Below are 17016 nucleotides of genomic sequence, written 5' to 3'. Positions count from 1 at the left end.
ACCTTGAGGCGCTGAGACGTCATTGTTACTGACTCAGATCGCGAGCTTCTCTATAGGTGCTAGCGATCAGCTCTCCAGCCAAACATCTCGCGCCCAGTGCCACACCGATTCCCAACTGTCTTCGCCGACAATTTCCTCTTCGGCATCCCACAGCACCACGGTGCCGTCCTCTTCGACGCAATAGTAATTGTCGCCGTCCTGGCACAGCGGAATCAGGTCACGCGGTACGCCGGCATCCCAGGCGTTGGAGGCCACATCTGGCAGGTAGGTGTGCGACTGCGGATCAGTGACGGTAACAGGCTCAAGGGAGCCGTAAACCACATCACTTACGGTCAGCAGAAACTCTTTGAACACGAATGGAATATTGATGAACAGCTGTTCTTCGATCTCTACCAGCTGGTCTTCATCGGGAAGCTCCAGGGGCACTGGTACTGGCTCATTCGCTTCACGGAGTTGTTCGATCACTTCTTCCACGGTTCACTTCCTCTGACCTAGATGACAACGCTGCGCCTTATACCCTAGTAGCCCACTTTGGCAAAAGCAAAAACCCCGGGCAAGCCCGGGGTTCTCTGTTTAGCACGCAGCGATTAGCCGTTTTGACGGATACCGGCTACCAGCCAAGGCTGGTTCTCGCCTTGGGCGCGAACCATGTGCCAGCTTTCGCTGAACACTTCGCCCTGGTCGAAGCGCGAATTCTTCGACACGCCACGGAAGGTCAGGGTCGCGTCGGTGCGGTCGGCGCGGTCATCGACACCGTCCAGTTGCACTTCCAGGTTATCGATGTAGGTGGACTGGAAGCCATCACCCAGTTCAGCACGCTCACGCTTGAGGAACTCAAGCATTTGCGGGGTAACGAACTCGCTGATCTTGTCCATTTCATTGGCATCCCAGTGCTGCTGCAGCGACTGGAAGTGGTTACGGGCTGCCGCCAGGAAGCTCTGCTCGTTGAACCAGGCCGGGGCGTTGATCACCGGTGCGGCTGCTGCAGCAGGTGCGGCCGAACCACCGAAAATCGACGGTTGCGCAGGCTGAGCGTGAGCCTCACGCTGCATCGGCGCATGGCCTGGCATGGCCATTTGTGGCTGCTGCTGGCGGCGGCGCGCGGCGATGAAGCGGAACACGAGGAAGGCGATGAGCGCCACGATCAGGAAGTCCATGATCTGGAAGCCTTCGAAACCGTCGCCCATGAACATGGAAGCCAGCAGGCCACCGGCGGCGAGGCCGGCCAGTGGGCCCAACCAGCGCGAAGCACCGCTGGCGGCAGCCGGTGCACGGCCAGGTGCGGTCGGCGCGGCAGCAGGCGTGGTTGGCGTAGCCTGGCGGGTCTGGTGGATAGGCGCGGAGCCCGAGCTCTTGCCGCCGCCGAAACGCTTGGCGCTGGCGTCCAGGCTCAGCGTCAGGCCGACGCAGAGCGCCAGTGCGATGCTAAGAAAACGTTGCATAAGTGGGATATCCCCTGTTGTGGATTGCACGCGCGTCATGGTGCACAGGTTCCCGGGCACATGACCAGCGACATAGTGTTTCGAGCTTTTGCCTGATGTTACAAAGTTGGCAGGCCGACCCTTGTGGGCTTTAGACAGCCTCGAGCTTGGCATACCCCAGCATCAGCCATTTGCTACCTTCGGCAAAATTCACCTGCACCCGCGCCTGAGCGCCAGAACCCTCGAAGTTTAGGATCACGCCTTCGCCGAATACTGCATGCTGCACACGCTGGCCAAGGTTGAACGCGGTCTGCGGAATGCTGGCATTGGCGAACAGGTTGCTGTTGGTGGCCGTCTTGGCCCCGCCGAACGGGCGGCTGACACTGTTGGACAGGCGTACTTCCTGAACCAGGCCGGCCGGAATTTCACGCACGAAACGCGACACCTTGTTGTAAGTCTCGCTGCCATAAAGGCGGCGTGTTTCGGCATAGGTCATGACCAGCTGGCGCATGGCGCGGGTGATGCCTACATAGGCCAGGCGTCGTTCCTCTTCCAGACGGCCGGGTTCTTCCAGGCTCATCTTGTGCGGGAACAAGCCTTCTTCCATGCCCACCAGGAACACATAGGGGAACTCCAGGCCTTTGGCGCTGTGCAGGGTCATCAGCTGGATGCTGTCTTCATGCTCGTCAGCCTGAGTATCGCCAGCTTCGAGTGAGGCGTGGCCAAGGAAGGCCGAGAGCGGGGACAGGTCGGCGTCTTCGTCGGTGGACTCGAAGTTGCGTGCCGCACTGACCAGTTCCTCAAGGTTTTCTACGCGTGCCTGGCCCTTTTCACCTTTTTCTTCCTGGTGATAGGTGATCAGGCCGGACTGTTCGATGGTGGTCTGGGTCATGGTATGCAGCGGCATGTCCACAACCTTGGCGGCCAGCCCCTCGATCAGCTCGATAAAGGCCCCCAGGGCACTGGCGGCGCGGCCCTTCAGGGCCTTGGCGGCGAGCAGCTGGCACATGGCCTCCCACATGGACAGCTGGCTGTGACGGGCGTGCTCACGGATGGCTTCGACGGTCTTTTCGCCAATACCCCGCGGCGGCACGTTGATCACCCGTTCCAGAGCGGCATCGTTGCCACGCCCTTCGATCAGGCGCAGGTAAGCCATGGCATTCTTGATTTCGGCGCGCTCGAAGAAGCGCTGGCCGCCATAGATGCGGTAGGGGATGCGCTCGCGCAGCAGGGCCTCTTCCAGCACGCGCGACTGGGCGTTGGAGCGGTACAGGATGGCAATCTCGTTGCGCGCATTGCCCTGCTTGACCAGGCTCTCGATGGTTTCCACGACATAGCGCGCTTCGTCGTGCTCGTTGTAGGCCGCGTACAGGGTCAGTGGTTCGCCTTCGCCCATGTCGGTCCACAGTTCCTTGCCCAAGCGCCCGCTGTTGTTGGCGATCAGCGCGTTGGCCGCCTTGAGGATGCCGCCGGTGGAGCGGTAGTTCTGCTCCAGGCGGATCATTTCGGCGTCGGGGAAGTCGGCGGTGTACTGGTGAATGTTTTCGATCTTGGCGCCGCGCCAGCCGTAGATCGACTGGTCGTCATCGCCTACCGCCATCAGGCTGTCGCCACCGCGTGCCAGCAGGCGCAACCAGGCGTACTGCACGGCGTTGGTATCCTGGAACTCGTCCACCAGCACGTGGCGGAAGCGTCGTTGATAGTGCTCCAGCAGGCCCGGGTGGTCACGCCACAGGTCCAGGGCACGAAGCAGCAGCTCGGAGAAATCGATGACACCGGCGCGCTCGCACGCCTGCTCGTAGGCCGTATAGACCTCGCGCATGGTCGCCAGGAACAGGTCGCCCCCCGCCTGGATATGCTGCGGGCGCAGGCCTTCGTCTTTCTGCCCGTTGATGAACCACTGGGCCTGGCGTGCCGGCCACTTCTGCTCGTCCAGGCCCAACTCGCGCATGACCCGCTTGATCAGGCGCTGCTGGTCGTCGCTGTCGAGGATCTGGAAGTTCTGCACCAGCCGCGCTTCCTGCCAGTGGGCCCGCAACAGGCGATGGGCCAGGCCGTGGAAGGTGCCGACCCACATGCCTGCCGGGTTGATGCCCAACAGTTGCTCGATCCGCTGGCGCATTTCTGCTGCGGCCTTGTTGGTGAACGTCACCGACAGGATCGAGTGCGGCGACGCCTGCTCGACCTGGATCAGCCAGGCGATGCGGTGTACCAGCACGCGGGTTTTACCGGAACCGGCGCCGGCAAGCACCAGTTGACGCCCGAGCGTGGCCGCTACGGCCTGGCGTTGGGCATCGTTGAGGGAATTCAGCAGGAGAGAGAGGTCGTCTGTGCGCATCGGGCCATTCTAGGGCGATGCCGGGTAAGGGGCAAATATCTACTGTATGAATATTCACCTGGCGGCATCCCGCTGATCGGTCCGGGGCCAGGTCTCGGCCTGCGCAAGCTGGCTGAGGCATCGTTAGTCGGAGGCCTTCACGTTATGGATTTCGCACCTTCGAATTTCATCTGCTGCTGTTTCAGATTAAAGGTCGCGCCATCGCGCAGGTCATTCAGCCATGCCAGTGCCTGCCATGCCTGGCGAGCAGGCTGTTGGCTTGCTCGGGCCCGAAACTGCCAGCCGGGTAGGGGCGGGGCGCCTGGAAGTGCTCTTCACAGCCCTTGATGATTGGATCTACCCAGGCCCAGGCTGCTTCCACTTCATCGCGGCGCATGAACAGCGTCGAATCACCTTCGAGCACATCCAGCAGCAGACGCTCGTAGGCTTCCCAGCGGCGAGTCTGGCTGAACACCTGGGCCAGATTAAGGTCCAGGTCCACGGGTTCCAGGCGCATGCCTTTGCCTGGACTCTTGGTCATCATGCGCAGGCTGATGCGTTCGTCCGGTTGCAGCTGTATCAGTAACTGGTTGACCTGGCCGCCGCTGAACAGTTCGTGAGGCACTGGCTTGAACTGGATGACGATCTGCGAAGCGCGCCGCGCCATGCGTTTGCCGGTGCGCAGATAGAAAGGCACGCCCGCCCAGCGCCAGTTCTCGATGTGCGCCTCGATGGCCACGAAAGTTTCGGTATCGCTGTCGTTGTCGACGTCCTTTTCAAAGTAGTAGGCCGGCACTTCCTGGCCGCCGATACGCCCGGCACCATATTGGCCGCGTACCGTCTTGTCCTGTACATCCTGGCCGGTGATCGGCTTGAGGGCGCGCAGGATTTTCACCTTTTCGTCGCGTACCGCTTCTGCCTCGAACTGCGCGGGTGGCTCCATGGCCACCAGGCAAAGCAGTTGCAGCAGGTGGTTCTGCAGCATGTCGCGAATAGCTCCGGCGCGATCGTAGTAGGCACCGCGGTTTTCTACGCCCAGTGTCTCGCAAACGCTGATCTGGACATGGTCGACCTGGTTGTTGCGCCACACCGGCTCCAGCAGGGCATTGGCAAAACGCAGGGCCATCAGGTTCTGCACGGTTTCCTTGCCCAGGTAGTGGTCGATGCGGAACACCTGTCTTTCTTCGAACACCGTGCCAATGGCTTCATTGATGGCAGTGGCGGATTCCAGGGAATGGCCGATCGGTTTTTCCAGCACGATGCGCGCTTCGGTGTCGGCCAGCCCGGCAATGCGCAGGTGGTTGGCAATTGGCACGAACAGGTTGGGGGCGGTGGCCAGGTAGAAGATGCGCGTCAGCCCGCCGGGTTCACCCAGGTAGCGTGCCAGGCGGCCAAAATCGGCGCTCTGTGAAGCATCCATCGGGAAGTAGTCGACCCGTGCGGAAAACCGCTGCCATACCTCTTCGTCGAAGTCGCTGCGGGCAATCTGCGCCCGACAATGGCGTTCGGCGAGCTTGAGATAGTCGATGCGTGGCAGGTTGCGTCTGGCCAGTGCGATGACCCGCACGGCAGGGTTCAGACGGGCCTCGCGAAACAGGTGGTAGAGCGCCGGAAGTAATTTGTGCAGGGCCAGATCACCGGTGCCGCCGAAGACCAGAATGTCGCAAGGAATAGTCAAACCACCACTCTCCACGTTCGTTTAACTGGGCGGGTTGGCGTCCATGTAGTATAACTACAAGAAAGCTACAACCCGGCACGCCGATCATAACCGAGTCCAGCCTGTGAATCTGTTGCAACATATCGCCCAATCGCGCCACCTGCTGCGCAAATCGGAACTGAAAGTGGCCGACCACGTGCTGCTCGACCCGGCTGCCGTCATGCACAGCTCCATGGCCGATTTGGCGCACAGCGTGGGTATCAGTGAGCCGACCATCGTGCGTTTCTGCCGGGCCATAGGCTGCTCGGGCTTCCAGGACCTGAAGCTGAAGCTGGCGCAAAGCCTGGCTGCCGGGGCCAGCTTCGGTCAGTTCGCTATCCACGAAGACGATTCGGTCGCCGACTACAGTCTGAAGATCTTCGACACTACCCTGCACACCCTGATGGAAGTGCGCGAGCACCTTGATCCGCAGGCACTGCAACAAGCCGTGAGCGCCATGGCCCAGGCGCAGCGGGTAGAGTTTTATGGCTTTGGCGCATCCGGTGCCGTTGCGGCCGATGCCCAGCACAAGTTCTTCCGCCTGCTGCTCAGCGCGGCAGCGTATTCCGACCCCCACATGCAAGCGATGTCGGCGGTTACCCTGAAACCGGGAGATGTGGCGGTGTGTATCTCCCAATCGGGCCGTTCCAAGGACCTGCTGATCACTGCCAACCTGGTCCGTGAGAGCGGCGCCAACCTGATTACCCTGTGCCCCAGCCAGACGCCGCTGGCCGAGCTATCGACGGTCAACCTGGCGATCGACGTGCATGAAGACACCGAGATCTACACCCCACTGACCTCGCGTATTGCCCACCTGGTGGTGATCGACGTGCTGGCCATGGGCGTTGCCATGGCGCGCGGGCCTAGCCTGGTCAACCACCTGAAGAGCGTGAAACGCAGCCTGCGCAGCTTGCGTCTGTCGCCCAAGTCGATCAAGGCTACCGACGACTGAATTCAACCTGCACTGGCCTCTTCGCGGGCTTGCCCGCTCCCACAGGTACTGTGCACCTCTATAAATCGGTGCAATTCCAGTGGGAGCGGGCAAGCCCGCGAAGAGGCCGGTACAGGCAGTGAAAATTCACGATTCTGTCACCATTCCACCGCCAAACGGTAAACCATCAAGGCCAGTCTGAAACTCCCGCATACTATCTGGGAGACAGGCAATGGCTCGTGACTTCGACGGTACGTACCAACCCAACGCCAAGGCTCGCAAGCAGCAGGAAAAAGATCAGCGTCGTATGGAATACCGCCGCGCGATCGAGAGCTATTGCGACCAACGTCAACTGCTCCGCGAGCTGGCGGACTACCCCGAGCTGCAAGCACTCACGGTATGGCAGTCGTCGGCGGCAGTTTCCCCGAAAAACGTTCAACAAGCGCGCTGATCAACGCACGTTCACCGCGGATGAATGCAAGAAACGCCAAGGCCACCGGCGACTGCCGCTTGGCCTTGGCCTGCACCACGCACCAGCTACGGTACAGCGGTAGCTCCTCGACCGGTAATTCCTTCAGCATCCCGGTAGCCAATTCCAGGTTGACTGCGTGACGGGTCAACAGGGCGATCCCCAGCCCGGCGATCACGCATTCGCGCTGGGCATCGGCCGAGGCTACTTCAAGCGTTTGGGCGAAATGCACACGCTTGTCCTTGAAGTACTCTTCGCACGCCTTGCGTGTTCCCGAACCTTGCTCGCGGACCAGCAGCGTATGAGGCTCCAGGTCCTGCATGCGTAACTGGTCCAGCTTGCACAGCGGGTGCTGTGGCGGCGCAACCGCAACGATCGGGTTGTTGAGGAACGGCAGAAACTCCAGGCCCATGTCTTGCGGCACCATCGACATGATGATCAGGTCGTCGCGGTTATCGGAAAGGCGGCGGATGGCTTGGGCACGGTTGACTACCGTCAGGGTCAGGTTGACTTCCGGGTGACGCTGCTTGAAGGCGGCGAACAGGTGTGGCACGAAGTACTTGGCACTGGACTCGATCGCCAGTTTCAACTGACCCTGCAGTGAGCCCTGCATGTCCGACAGCTGCATGTCCAGGCTCTCCAGGCGCCCGAAGATATCGTGGCTGGCGCGCTGCAGGGCTTCGGCCGCCTCGGTCAGGTAGAGCTTCTTGCCCACGTACTCGAACAATGGCTGGCCGATCAGCTCTTCAAGCTGACGGATCTGTAGACTAACGGCGGGTTGCGTCAGCGCCATCTCCTCCGCAGCACGGCTGTACGACCGCAAATCACACACCTCGTTGAAGATCTGGAGTTGACGCAATGTCATACGCATCAAGGACTTACGCATTTTAATCAGCTCTTCGGCAACACCTTGTTACCCAACTATAAGCTTTTGCTAATACAGCCTCTAACAAATATTGATTTTTGTTTATCGACCTACAGCGCTAGGGTGAATACGCGACTGGCCAGCATCGTCTGGTCACGCGCCGACCGGTAGAACCGGCTCGACTGTTCCTACGGCTTTGGGAAGACTCCAGTGATAAAAAAAATCCTGATCGCCAACCGAGGTGAAATCGCAGTTCGGATCGTGCGTGCTTGCGCCGAGATGGGCATTCGCTCGGTAGCGATCTTTTCCGACGCCGACCGGCATGCCCTGCACGTCAAGCGCGCTGACGAAGCACACAGCATCGGTGCCGAGCCGCTGGCCGGTTACCTGAACCCGCGCAAGCTGGTGAACCTGGCTGTGGAAACCGGCTGTGATGCCCTGCACCCGGGCTATGGTTTCCTTTCGGAAAACGCCGAACTGGCAGAAATTTGCGCCGAGCGCGGGATCAAGTTCATTGGCCCGGCCGCCGACGTGATTCGCCGTATGGGCGACAAGACCGAAGCGCGCCGCACCATGATCGCCGCCGGTGTGCCGGTAACCCCGGGCACCGAAGGCAACGTTGCCGATATTCATGAAGCCCTGAGCGAAGGTGACCGCATCGGTTATCCGGTGATGCTCAAGGCTACCTCCGGTGGTGGCGGCCGTGGTATTCGCCGTTGCAATAGCCGCGAAGAACTGGAACAGAACTTCCCACGGGTCATTTCCGAGGCGACCAAGGCATTCGGTTCGGCCGAAGTGTTCCTGGAGAAATGCATCGTCAACCCGAAGCACATCGAGGCGCAAATTCTCGGTGACAGCTTCGGTAACGTAGTGCACCTGTTCGAGCGCGACTGCTCTATCCAGCGTCGTAACCAGAAGCTCATCGAAATTGCCCCGAGCCCACAGCTCACTCCTGAGCAGCGCGCCTACATCGGCGACCTGGCGGTGCGTGCGGCCAAAGCGGTGAATTACGAGAACGCTGGTACCGTGGAGTTCCTGCTCGCCGATGGCGAAGTGTACTTCATGGAAATGAACACGCGGGTGCAGGTGGAACACACCATTACCGAGGAAATCACCGGTATCGACATCGTGCGTGAGCAGATCCGCATCGCCTCGGGGCTGCCACTGTCGGTCAAGCAGGAAGACATTCAGCACCGCGGCTACGCCTTGCAGTTCCGTATCAATGCTGAAGATCCGAAAAACAACTTCCTGCCCAGCTTCGGCAAGATCACCCGTTACTACGCCCCCGGCGGCCCGGGCGTGCGCACCGACACGGCGATCTACACCGGCTATACCATTCCACCGTTCTACGACTCCATGTGCCTGAAACTGGTGGTGTGGGCGTTGACCTGGGAAGAAGCCATGGACCGCGGCCTGCGGGCCCTGGACGACATGCGCGTGCAAGGGGTGAAGACCACCGCCGCGTACTACCAGGAAATCCTGCGCAATCCGGAATTCCGTAGCGGCCAGTTCAATACCAGCTTTGTCGAAAGCCACCCTGAATTGACCAACTACTCGATCAAGCGCAAACCCGAAGAGCTGGCCCTGGCCATCGCCGCCGCCATCGCCGCCCACGCAGGCCTGTGAGGAACCCCATAATGTCCAAGAAAATTCACGTAACCGACACGATCCTGCGCGACGCTCACCAGTCACTGCTGGCTACCCGCATGCGTACCGAAGACATGCTGCCGATCTGCGACAAGCTCGACAAGGTTGGCTACTGGTCGCTGGAAGTCTGGGGTGGTGCCACCTTCGACGCCTGCGTGCGCTTCCTCAAGGAAGACCCGTGGGAGCGCCTGCGCAAGCTGCGCGCTGCGCTGCCAAACACCCGCCTGCAAATGCTGCTGCGCGGCCAGAACCTGTTGGGCTACCGCCACTACAGCGACGACGTGGTCAAGGCCTTCGTCGCCAAGGCGGCGGTCAACGGTATCGATGTGTTCCGCATTTTCGACGCCATGAACGACGTGCGTAACCTGCGCGTGGCCATCGAAGCGGTCAAGGCCGCCGGCAAGCACGCCCAGGGCACTATCGCTTACACCACCAGCCCGGTACACACCATCGAAGCCTTCGTGAACCAGGCCAAGCAGATGGAAGCCATGGGTTGCGACTCGGTGGCGATCAAGGACATGGCTGGCCTGTTGACCCCGTTCGCCACTGGCGAGCTGGTCAAGGCGCTGAAGGCTGAACAGTCGCTGCCGGTGTTCATCCACTCTCACGATACCGCCGGCCTGGCTGCCATGTGCCAGCTCAAAGCTGTGGAAAATGGCGCGGACCACATCGATACCGCCATCTCCAGCTTCGCCTGGGGCACCAGCCATCCGGGTACCGAGTCGATGGTTGCTGCGCTCAAGGGCAGCGAGTTCGACACCGGCCTGGACCTGGAGCTTCTGCAGGAGATCGGCTTGTACTTCTACGCCGTGCGCAAGAAGTACCACCAGTTCGAAAGCGAGTTCACCGCGGTGGACACCCGGGTGCAGGTGAACCAGGTACCGGGCGGCATGATTTCCAACTTGGCCAACCAGCTCAAGGAGCAGGGCGCCCTCAACCGCATGAACGAAGTGCTGGCCGAAATCCCGCGTGTGCGTGAGGACCTCGGCTTCCCACCGCTGGTCACCCCGACCTCGCAGATCGTCGGCACCCAGGCCTTCTTCAACGTGCTGGCGGGTGAGCGCTACAAGACCATCACCAATGAGGTGAAGCTGTACCTGCAAGGTGGCTATGGCAAGGCCCCGGGTGTGGTCAACGAGCAACTGCGTCGCCAGGCTATCGGCAGCGAAGAAGTGATCGATGTGCGCCCGGCTGACCTGTTGAAGCCGGAAATGGCCAAGTTGCGTAGCGACATCGGTGCCCTGGCCCGTTGCGAAGAAGACGTGCTGACCTTCGCCATGTTCCCGGACATTGGCCGCAAGTTCCTCGAAGAACGCGAAGCTGGCACCTTGACGCCTGAAGTTCTGCTGCCGATTCCGGAAGCCGGTGCCGTGGCTGCCCCAGGCGGTGAAGGCGTGCCGACCGAGTTCGTCATCGACGTACACGGCGAAACCTACCGCGTCGACATCACCGGTGTGGGCGTGAAGGCCGAAGGCAAGCGTCACTTCTATCTGTCGATCGACGGCATGCCGGAGGAAGTGGTCTTCGAGCCACTCAACGAGTTCGTCAGCGGTGGCGGCAGCAAGCGCAAGCAAGCGACCGACCCTGGCCACGTAAGCACCACCATGCCGGGGAACATCGTTGATGTGCTGGTCAAGGAAGGTGACATGGTCAAGGCCGGCCAGGCGGTCTTGATCACCGAAGCCATGAAGATGGAAACCGAAGTGCAGGCGGCCATCGCCGGTAAGGTTGTGGCCATCCATGTGGCCAAGGGTGATCGCGTGACGCCGGGTGAGATCCTGATCGAGATCGAGGGCTGATTTAAGCCCTCATCTACAAGTGGTTAACCTCTGGGGAGCGGATGCTCCCCTTTTTTTGTGCCGGAATCACTAGCCTCTGCGCGGGTAGACCCGCACCTTGCAACGCGCATCCCTGTAGGGGCGGTTCACCCGCGAAGAGGCCAGCTGATTCTGCACACCGTTCAACCTCGGCGGCACACCTCAAGGCTTTCCACCTGGCCACCCGGCTGCTGGTTCTCTTCACTCAACCACCGCTCAAACCCGGCAGCTACCGCCGGCCATTCATCATCGGTAATCGAATACCACGCCGTATCGCGGTTATGGTCTTTTACCACCAAGTGCTTGCGGAACACCCCTTCGTAGACGAAGCCGAATCGCTCTGCCGCACGTTTGGAGCGGGCATTGGCGTTATTGCACTTCCACTCCAGCCGTCGATTACCCAGCGCGAAGCCCAGCTTGCCCAGCAGGTACACCGCCTCGGTACCCTTGGGCGTACGCTGCATGGCGGCACCGAAGGCAATGTGGCCGATCTCGATCCGACCGTGGTCAGGCACGATCGACATCAGGCTGAGGATGCCTTGGGCCTGGCCGCTGGCGCGGTCGATGACGGTGTAGAAAAGCGGGTCGCGGCCAGCAGCGTTGCCTTCCAGCCAGCGGTCAAAGGCGGCACGTTCGGCGAACGGGCCGTACGGCAGGTAGTCCCACAGCACCGGATCGGAGGCCGGACCCTGCAGCACTTCCCAGAGGTCTTCGCCATGGCGCCCTGGATCGAGTTTCTCCAGGCGGATGAAGCGGCCTTCAATGGGCTCGGCCTTGGGGGTTGCGGCGGGTTTCCAGTTCAATGCGTCTGTCATGTGCGGCCTACAAGCCTTTGCGGAATTGGATGAAGCCCGAGCGCTCGGCAACCTGCTGGTACAGGCTGATGGCGGTGGCGTTGGTTTCGTGGGTCAGCCAGTGCACCTTGATGCAGTTGTCGGCCTTGGCAGTGGTGTAGACGTGCTCGATCAACTGTCGACCAATGCCCAGGCCACGTTGCGTGCTGTCCACATACAGGTCCTGCAGGTAGCAGGAATTCTCGATGCTCCAGTTGGAACGATGGTAGATGAAGTTGACCATCCCCACCGCCTTGCCATCGACCCAGGCCAGTGTCGAATGGGTTGGCTCGCTGGGGTCGAGCAGGCGTTGCCAGGTGCTCAGGCTGACGGCATCGGCCAGCTCGGTCTCGTAGAAGTGCAAGTAGGCCTGCCACAGGGCGTGCCAGGCCGCGTGATCTTGGGCAGTGACAGGGCGCAGGGTAAGGTTGGGCATGGGCTATTCCTTCAGAGTTGGCGCATGTGCGCCGCGAGTTGATTGTCCCGTTGATCGGGGCTGGCGCTCAGGCCCTCGCGCACGCCATCGATGTCGTGCCTGGAGCGGTTCTGGCTGAGCTTGCGCGCACCTTGCAGGCGCGCGATGGGCAGACGGATACCGACGATGGCGCGGAGCATGCCCTCGATGTAGTCGGCAGGGGCATCGGTGACTTTCCAGGGTTCGCTGCGACCCTGTTCATGGCGGTCGGTCAGGCGGCTTACGATAGCCAGTAGCGGCTCGGCCTCATGGATAACTTCGGCCGGGCCATAAGCGTGCACCGCCAGGTAGTTCCAGGTCGGCACCACCTTTGGGTTTTCGGCCTTGCTTGGGTAAAAACCGGGGCTGACATAGGCATCGGCGCCGGGGAATACCAACAGTGCTTCGCCGCCGTGCTGCAGGTCTTGCCATTGGCGGTTGGCCCGGGCCAGGTGGGCATACACGGTGCCGAAATCGCCCTCGGCGGTATCGACCAGCACCGGCAGGTGCGTGGCCAGAAGGCCCTGTTCGCCCTGGCTGACCAGAACGGCCAGGCGGGTGTCTAGCATGTGCTGGTGCAAGCGGGTGAGGTCGTGTTCCTGGTGCGGCTTACTGTTGTACATGGCGGGATCCTTGTCGAATGGCTCCATCCTAGGCAGGCTATTGGTTCTGTGTAAGATCCATTAATGCCTGTTTTCATAGGTCCAATATCATGCGCGAGCCGCCCCTCATCCTGCCTTTCGACCCTGCCGGGATCGCCCTGGATCGCAGCCGCGGGCTTAGCCAGCAGCTGTATCAGGTGTTGCGAGCGCGGGTACTGGATGGGCGCCTGAGCAGTGGTACTCGCCTGCCGGCTACGCGCGACCTGGCTGCCATGTTGGCGCTTTCACGCAACAGCGTGGTGCGCGCCTACGATCAACTGTATGCCGAGGGCTTCATCGAAAGCCGGGTCGGTGATGGCACCTACGTTAGCCGGCTGCCGAAACTGTCCACACAAGTATCCACAGGGTTATACCTGGGCTTATCAACAGGGTTATCCACAGTTCGTGAAGAAAATACTGAGGATTTATCCAGCGGGAGGCTTTTAGGCGCACCTCTGCAGCGCCTGAAAAACAACCATTTGCCACCGCCCAGAAGCGGTGCGCCGCGTGCTTTTCGCGTTGGCATTCCGGCGTTTGACCTGTTCCCGTTTGACGTCTGGGCCAAGCTACAGGCGGGTTTCTGGCGCAACCCGTCCCCTGCGCAACTGGGCTATGGTGACCCCGCTGGCGAGCCGGCTTTGCGCGATCTGATAGCGGCCTATCTACGCCGCTCGCGGGGGCTGAGCTGTACGGCTGAACAAATTGTGATCACAGGCGGTGCGCAGCAGGCCATCAGCCTTTGTGCACAGTTGCTGTTGCAAACGGGCGACGGTGTGGCTGTGGAAAACCCAGGCTATCGGGCGGCCGCTCATGCCTTCACGCTCGCGGGCGGCCGGGTGTGTGGCGTGCCTGTGGATGAAGACGGGCTGGACTGCAGCCGGCTGGAGCAGTTGATGGATTGCCGACTGACCTATGTCACGCCTGCGCACCAATACCCGACCGGGGTGACCATGAGCCTTGCACGTCGCCTGGCATTGCTGGCCTGGGCTGAACGCAGTGACGGCTGGATCATCGAGGACGACTACGACGGCGAGTATCGCTACAGCGGTGCACCGCTGGCCCCGCTGGCAGCGCTCGACCGGCACGGGCGGGTGCTGTATGTCGGCACCTTCGGCAAGATCGCCTTCCCGGCGTTGCGTCTGGGCTACCTGGTGCTTCCGTCGAAGCTGGTGCAGGCTTTCAGCCAAGGCAAAGCGTTGGCAATGCGGCATTCGGAGGTCAGCAGTCAGTGCGTGATGGCCGAGTTCATGGCCCGTGGCCATTTTCAGCGGCATATCCGCCGTATGCGCAAGGCGGCATTGAAGCGGCGCGATGTGCTCAAGGCCGGTTGGCCTGTGGATATTCCGGGGTTGGGCGCAATGCCGGAAGTGGCGGCTGGGCTGCATGTGAAGGTCGATGTGGATAACTTTGCTCGGGAGCAGGAGTTGGTGGCCACGGCTGAAGCGGTGGGGGTGGAAGTGACACCACTGAGCAATTTCTGGTTGGCGGACTGCGAGGTGCCTGTGGATAAGCGGGCAGGGCTGGTACTGGGCTTTGCGGCAGTGCCGGAGGGCGAGATTGCCGAGGCCTTGATGAAACTACGCAAAGTCTGGAGAAAATGAAGGGGGCTGCAAAGCAGCCCCCGGTTCAACATCAGGTACCGGACTTTATCCGCGTCCAGGCGCGGGTTCTGGCCCGTTCGGCATTTCGCGTCAAAGGCTTGAGGGTATACAGCTTGGCCATCGCCTCTGCCGTCGGATACAGGTTGGGGTTGTTGCGAATCGTCGGATTCACCTTGTCGGTCGCATCCTTGTTCGGGTTCGGATACCCCACGAAGTCGCTGATCGGCGCAATCACCTCTGGCCGCAGCAGGTAATTGATGAACGTATGCGCATCCTCCGGGTTTGCTGCGCCCTTTGGAATCGCCAGCATGTCGAACCAGATCGGCGCGCCCTCCTTGGGCAGGCGCATGTCCACCACCACGCCGTTGTTCGCCTCACGGGCGCGGTTGGCTGCCTGCGAGAAGCTGCCGCTGTAGCCCACTGCCACACAGATGTCGCCATTGGCGATGTCTGCCATGTACTTCGAGGAGTGGAAGTAGGTGATATGCGGACGAATCTTCAGCATCAGCTCCTCGGCCTTCTTGTAGTCAGCCGGTTTGTCGCTGTTCGGCGGCAAGCCCAGGTACTGCAGGGCCAGCGGTAGAATCTCCGACGGCGAGTCGAGCAGGGCCACGCCGCACTGCTTGAGCTTGGCGATGTTCTCTTCCTTGAAGATCAGGTCCCAGCTGTCCACCGGCGCGTTGTCGCCGAGTGCAGCCTTGACCTTGGCCGGGTTGAAGCCGATCAGCACGGTGCCGTACATATACGGCACGGCAAACTTGTTGCCCGGGTCGTTAGCTTCGATCAGCTTCATCAGTGCCGGGTCCAGGTGTTGCCAGTTCGGCAGCTTGCTGCGATCCAGCGGCTGGAACACCCCGGCTTCGATCTGCTTGGCGAGGAATACGTTGGACGGTACTACCACGTCATAGCCGGAGTTGCCGGTTAGCAGCTTGGCTTCCAATGCCTCATTGGTGTCGAAGATGTCGTACACCAGCTTCACGCCGCTGTCCTTCTGGAAGGCAGTCAAGGTCTGCGGCGTGATGTAATCGAACCAGTTATATACACGCAGGGTTCGCTGCTCGGCTTGCGCATGCAGGGCGCCCGCGAACAGGGTGGCAGCGATGAACGGGGCGAGCAGACGTTTGAGTCGGACCATTATCGGGCTCCTGGCTGGGCGCGCTGGAAGCCTTCCAGCACATTGACCGCGTTGATGCCGATTTCCTCCACAGCGTAGCCGCCTTCCATCACGAACAGGGTCGGCTTGCCGAGTTGGCCGATGCGTTTGCCCATTTCCAGGTAGTCCGGGCTGTCCAGCTTGAACTGCGAGATGGGGTCGTCCTTGAAGGTGTCCACACCCAGTGAGATGACCAGTACGTCGGCGTCATAGCTGGCGATGCGCTTGCAGGCATCCTCCAGGGCTGCGCTCCAGGCGGCCCAGTCGCTACCGGCCGGCAAGGGGTAGTTGATGTTGTAGCCCTGGCCTGCGCCTTCGCCGGTTTCATCGGCATAGCCGAGGAAGAATGGGAATTCGTCCTGCGGGTCGCCGTGGATCGAGGCGAAGAACACGTCGTCGCGGCTGTAGAAGATGTCCTGGGTACCGTTGCCGTGGTGGTAGTCGACGTCAAGGATGGCGACCTTGCGTCGGCCTTGGTCGAGGAAGGCCTGGGCAGCGATGGCGGCGTTATTCAGATAGCAGTAGCCGCCCATCACTTCGCCGGCAGCGTGGTGCCCTGGCGGACGGCACAGGGCGAACGCCGCATGGGCGCCTTGCTGAATCGCTGCCTGGGCGGTCAGGGCAACTTGTGCAGCACTATAGGCCGCCTGCCAGGTGCCTGCGGTGATGGGGGCGCCGGCATCGAAGCTGTAGTAACCCAGTTCGCCATGCAGGCCGGTCGGCTTGACCTGGCGCAGTGTGCGGGCTGGCCAGGTGAAGGGCAGCAGGTCACCCTCTTGGCCCAGTGCAGCCCAGCGGGCCCAGGCGCCTTCGAAGAAATCCAGGTAATCGGCGCTGTGGACGCGCAACAGCGGCGCACGGCCGAAGTCGGTCGGGCCCTGGATGTCGCCGAGGTTGCGGGTTTTCACTTGGTCGAGCACATGGTCGGCGCGCGAAGGCATTTCGAAACAGGGCATCAGCTTGCCATCGATCAGCTCGCAGCGGCCGTGGTGCAGGCGGTGGTCATCGGAATAGATCGTCAGCATTGTTGTTCTCCGGTGGGACTGGCGTGGGTCCATTGTCATGGGCTGATCAGCAGGGGAGAACGACACAAACGGCCAAAAGGGGATCGATATGGCCAAGGTCTATGGCCAGATGGGTGGTGACCTATCCCAGCCTCGTCGCGGGTAAG

At 61.2% G+C, this 17016-nt stretch carries 15 protein-coding genes; 5 read left to right on the top strand and 10 right to left on the bottom strand.

The genetic code is table 11. From position 1 onward, the window contains the following. Nucleotides 1–66 precede the first annotated feature (66 nt). From ACF8Q6_RS21370 to zwf, 4 genes are all read right to left on the bottom strand, one after another. Nucleotides 67–474: an SMI1/KNR4 family protein gene (locus ACF8Q6_RS21370; protein WP_003253266.1), complete on the bottom strand. Its 408-nt coding sequence runs from the start codon at nt 472–474 to the stop codon at nt 67–69. Between the two features lie 113 nt (nt 475–587). After that, nucleotides 588–1442, bottom strand: coding sequence for a Tim44 domain-containing protein (locus tag ACF8Q6_RS21365; protein ID WP_003253268.1), 855 nt, complete (start codon nt 1440–1442; stop codon nt 588–590). Nucleotides 1443–1572: 130 nt separating this feature from the next. Next, nucleotides 1573–3759 carry a DNA helicase II gene (gene uvrD, locus ACF8Q6_RS21360; protein WP_004575197.1) on the bottom strand — a complete coding sequence of 729 codons (2187 nt, stop codon included), beginning with the start codon at nt 3757–3759 and terminating at the stop codon, nt 1573–1575. A gap of 214 nt (nt 3760–3973) precedes the next feature. Further along, nucleotides 3974–5416, bottom strand: coding sequence for a glucose-6-phosphate dehydrogenase (gene zwf / locus ACF8Q6_RS21355; protein WP_017148034.1), 1443 nt, complete (start codon nt 5414–5416; stop codon nt 3974–3976). 103 nt (nt 5417–5519) lie between these two features. Here zwf and hexR point away from each other — a divergent pair, with 103 nt between their 5' ends. Further along, entirely contained in the window at nt 5520–6386 is an 867-nt protein-coding gene (gene hexR, locus ACF8Q6_RS21350; protein ID WP_003253273.1) for a transcriptional regulator HexR, read from the top strand. A 211-nt stretch (nt 6387–6597) separates the two neighbouring features. Beyond that, nucleotides 6598–6816, top strand: a complete 219-nt coding sequence (locus ACF8Q6_RS21345) for a PA3496 family putative envelope integrity protein (RefSeq protein WP_392489548.1) — start codon at nt 6598–6600, stop codon at nt 6814–6816. On the opposite strand, the gene ACF8Q6_RS21340 is transcribed toward ACF8Q6_RS21345, so the two are convergent. Beyond that, nucleotides 6758–7720, bottom strand: a complete 963-nt coding sequence (locus ACF8Q6_RS21340; RefSeq protein WP_003253277.1) for a LysR family transcriptional regulator — start codon at nt 7718–7720, stop codon at nt 6758–6760. The genes ACF8Q6_RS21345 and ACF8Q6_RS21340 overlap by 59 nt on opposite strands. Before the next feature lie 189 nt (nt 7721–7909). Between ACF8Q6_RS21340 and ACF8Q6_RS21335 the strand changes: the two genes are divergently transcribed. After that, nucleotides 7910–9325, top strand: coding sequence for an acetyl-CoA carboxylase biotin carboxylase subunit (locus ACF8Q6_RS21335; RefSeq protein ID WP_003253279.1), 1416 nt, complete (start codon nt 7910–7912; stop codon nt 9323–9325). Nucleotides 9326–9336: 11 nt separating this feature from the next. Further along, nucleotides 9337–11145: a sodium-extruding oxaloacetate decarboxylase subunit alpha gene (oadA, locus tag ACF8Q6_RS21330; RefSeq protein ID WP_003253282.1), complete on the top strand. Its 1809-nt coding sequence runs from the start codon at nt 9337–9339 to the stop codon at nt 11143–11145. Between the two features lie 161 nt (nt 11146–11306). On the opposite strand, the gene ACF8Q6_RS21325 is transcribed toward oadA, so the two are convergent. The 3 genes from ACF8Q6_RS21325 to ACF8Q6_RS21315 are packed head-to-tail and all read right to left on the bottom strand — an operon-like array spanning nt 11307 to nt 13073. Beyond that, complete coding sequence (locus tag ACF8Q6_RS21325) at nt 11307–11978, bottom strand: GNAT family N-acetyltransferase (RefSeq protein WP_004575198.1); 672 nt, start codon at nt 11976–11978, stop codon at nt 11307–11309. Between the two features lie 7 nt (nt 11979–11985). Continuing rightward, nucleotides 11986–12432, bottom strand: a complete 447-nt coding sequence (locus tag ACF8Q6_RS21320; protein WP_012054127.1) for a GNAT family N-acetyltransferase — start codon at nt 12430–12432, stop codon at nt 11986–11988. 11 nt (nt 12433–12443) lie between these two features. Beyond that, nucleotides 12444–13073 (bottom strand): FMN-binding negative transcriptional regulator, encoded by a 630-nt coding sequence (locus ACF8Q6_RS21315; RefSeq protein WP_392489549.1) that lies wholly within the window; start codon nt 13071–13073, stop codon nt 12444–12446. 89 nt (nt 13074–13162) lie between these two features. Here ACF8Q6_RS21315 and ACF8Q6_RS21310 point away from each other — a divergent pair, with 89 nt between their 5' ends. Beyond that, the gene (locus ACF8Q6_RS21310) at nt 13163–14692 is read left to right on the top strand and encodes a PLP-dependent aminotransferase family protein (protein ID WP_392489550.1); all 1530 of its coding nucleotides are present in this window, start codon (nt 13163–13165) and stop codon (nt 14690–14692) included. Between the two features lie 31 nt (nt 14693–14723). On the opposite strand, the gene ACF8Q6_RS21305 is transcribed toward ACF8Q6_RS21310, so the two are convergent. Next, on the bottom strand, nt 14724–15827 hold the full coding sequence (locus ACF8Q6_RS21305) for a polyamine ABC transporter substrate-binding protein (protein ID WP_010955830.1): 1104 nt from the start codon (nt 15825–15827) through the stop codon (nt 14724–14726). After that, nucleotides 15827–16870: a histone deacetylase family protein gene (locus tag ACF8Q6_RS21300; RefSeq protein WP_003253293.1), complete on the bottom strand. Its 1044-nt coding sequence runs from the start codon at nt 16868–16870 to the stop codon at nt 15827–15829. Before ACF8Q6_RS21300 ends, ACF8Q6_RS21305 begins: the two co-directional genes overlap by 1 nt. Nucleotides 16871–17016 lie beyond the last annotated feature (146 nt).

Origin of the sequence: Pseudomonas sp. GLN_2 (assembly GCF_043106005.1) — a bacterium.
GTDB classification, from domain to species: Bacteria; Pseudomonadota; Gammaproteobacteria; order Pseudomonadales; family Pseudomonadaceae; genus Aquipseudomonas; species Aquipseudomonas alloputida.
Note: the sequence above shows the minus strand (reverse complement) of the source record. Positions and strands in the feature narration are given on the sequence as shown.

Bases quoted from the DNA above. Each gene is read 5' to 3' on its own strand.
- ACF8Q6_RS21365 (WP_003253268.1), bottom strand. From the start codon at position 1,442: ATGCAACGTTTTCTTAGCATCGCACTGGCGCTCTGCGTCGGCCTGACG.
- uvrD (WP_004575197.1), bottom strand. From the start codon at position 3,759: ATGCGCACAGACGACCTCTCTCTCCTGCTGAATTCCCTCAACGATGCC.
- ACF8Q6_RS21345 (WP_392489548.1), top strand. From the start codon at position 6,598: ATGGCTCGTGACTTCGACGGTACGTACCAACCCAACGCCAAGGCTCGC.
- ACF8Q6_RS21340 (WP_003253277.1), bottom strand. From the start codon at position 7,720: ATGCGTAAGTCCTTGATGCGTATGACATTGCGTCAACTCCAGATCTTC.
- oadA (WP_003253282.1), top strand. From the start codon at position 9,337: ATGTCCAAGAAAATTCACGTAACCGACACGATCCTGCGCGACGCTCAC.
- ACF8Q6_RS21325 (WP_004575198.1), bottom strand. From the start codon at position 11,978: ATGACAGACGCATTGAACTGGAAACCCGCCGCAACCCCCAAGGCCGAG.
- ACF8Q6_RS21320 (WP_012054127.1), bottom strand. From the start codon at position 12,432: ATGCCCAACCTTACCCTGCGCCCTGTCACTGCCCAAGATCACGCGGCC.
- ACF8Q6_RS21315 (WP_392489549.1), bottom strand. From the start codon at position 13,073: ATGTACAACAGTAAGCCGCACCAGGAACACGACCTCACCCGCTTGCAC.
- ACF8Q6_RS21310 (WP_392489550.1), top strand. From the start codon at position 13,163: ATGCGCGAGCCGCCCCTCATCCTGCCTTTCGACCCTGCCGGGATCGCC.
- ACF8Q6_RS21305 (WP_010955830.1), bottom strand. From the start codon at position 15,827: ATGGTCCGACTCAAACGTCTGCTCGCCCCGTTCATCGCTGCCACCCTG.
- ACF8Q6_RS21300 (WP_003253293.1), bottom strand. From the start codon at position 16,870: ATGCTGACGATCTATTCCGATGACCACCGCCTGCACCACGGCCGCTGC.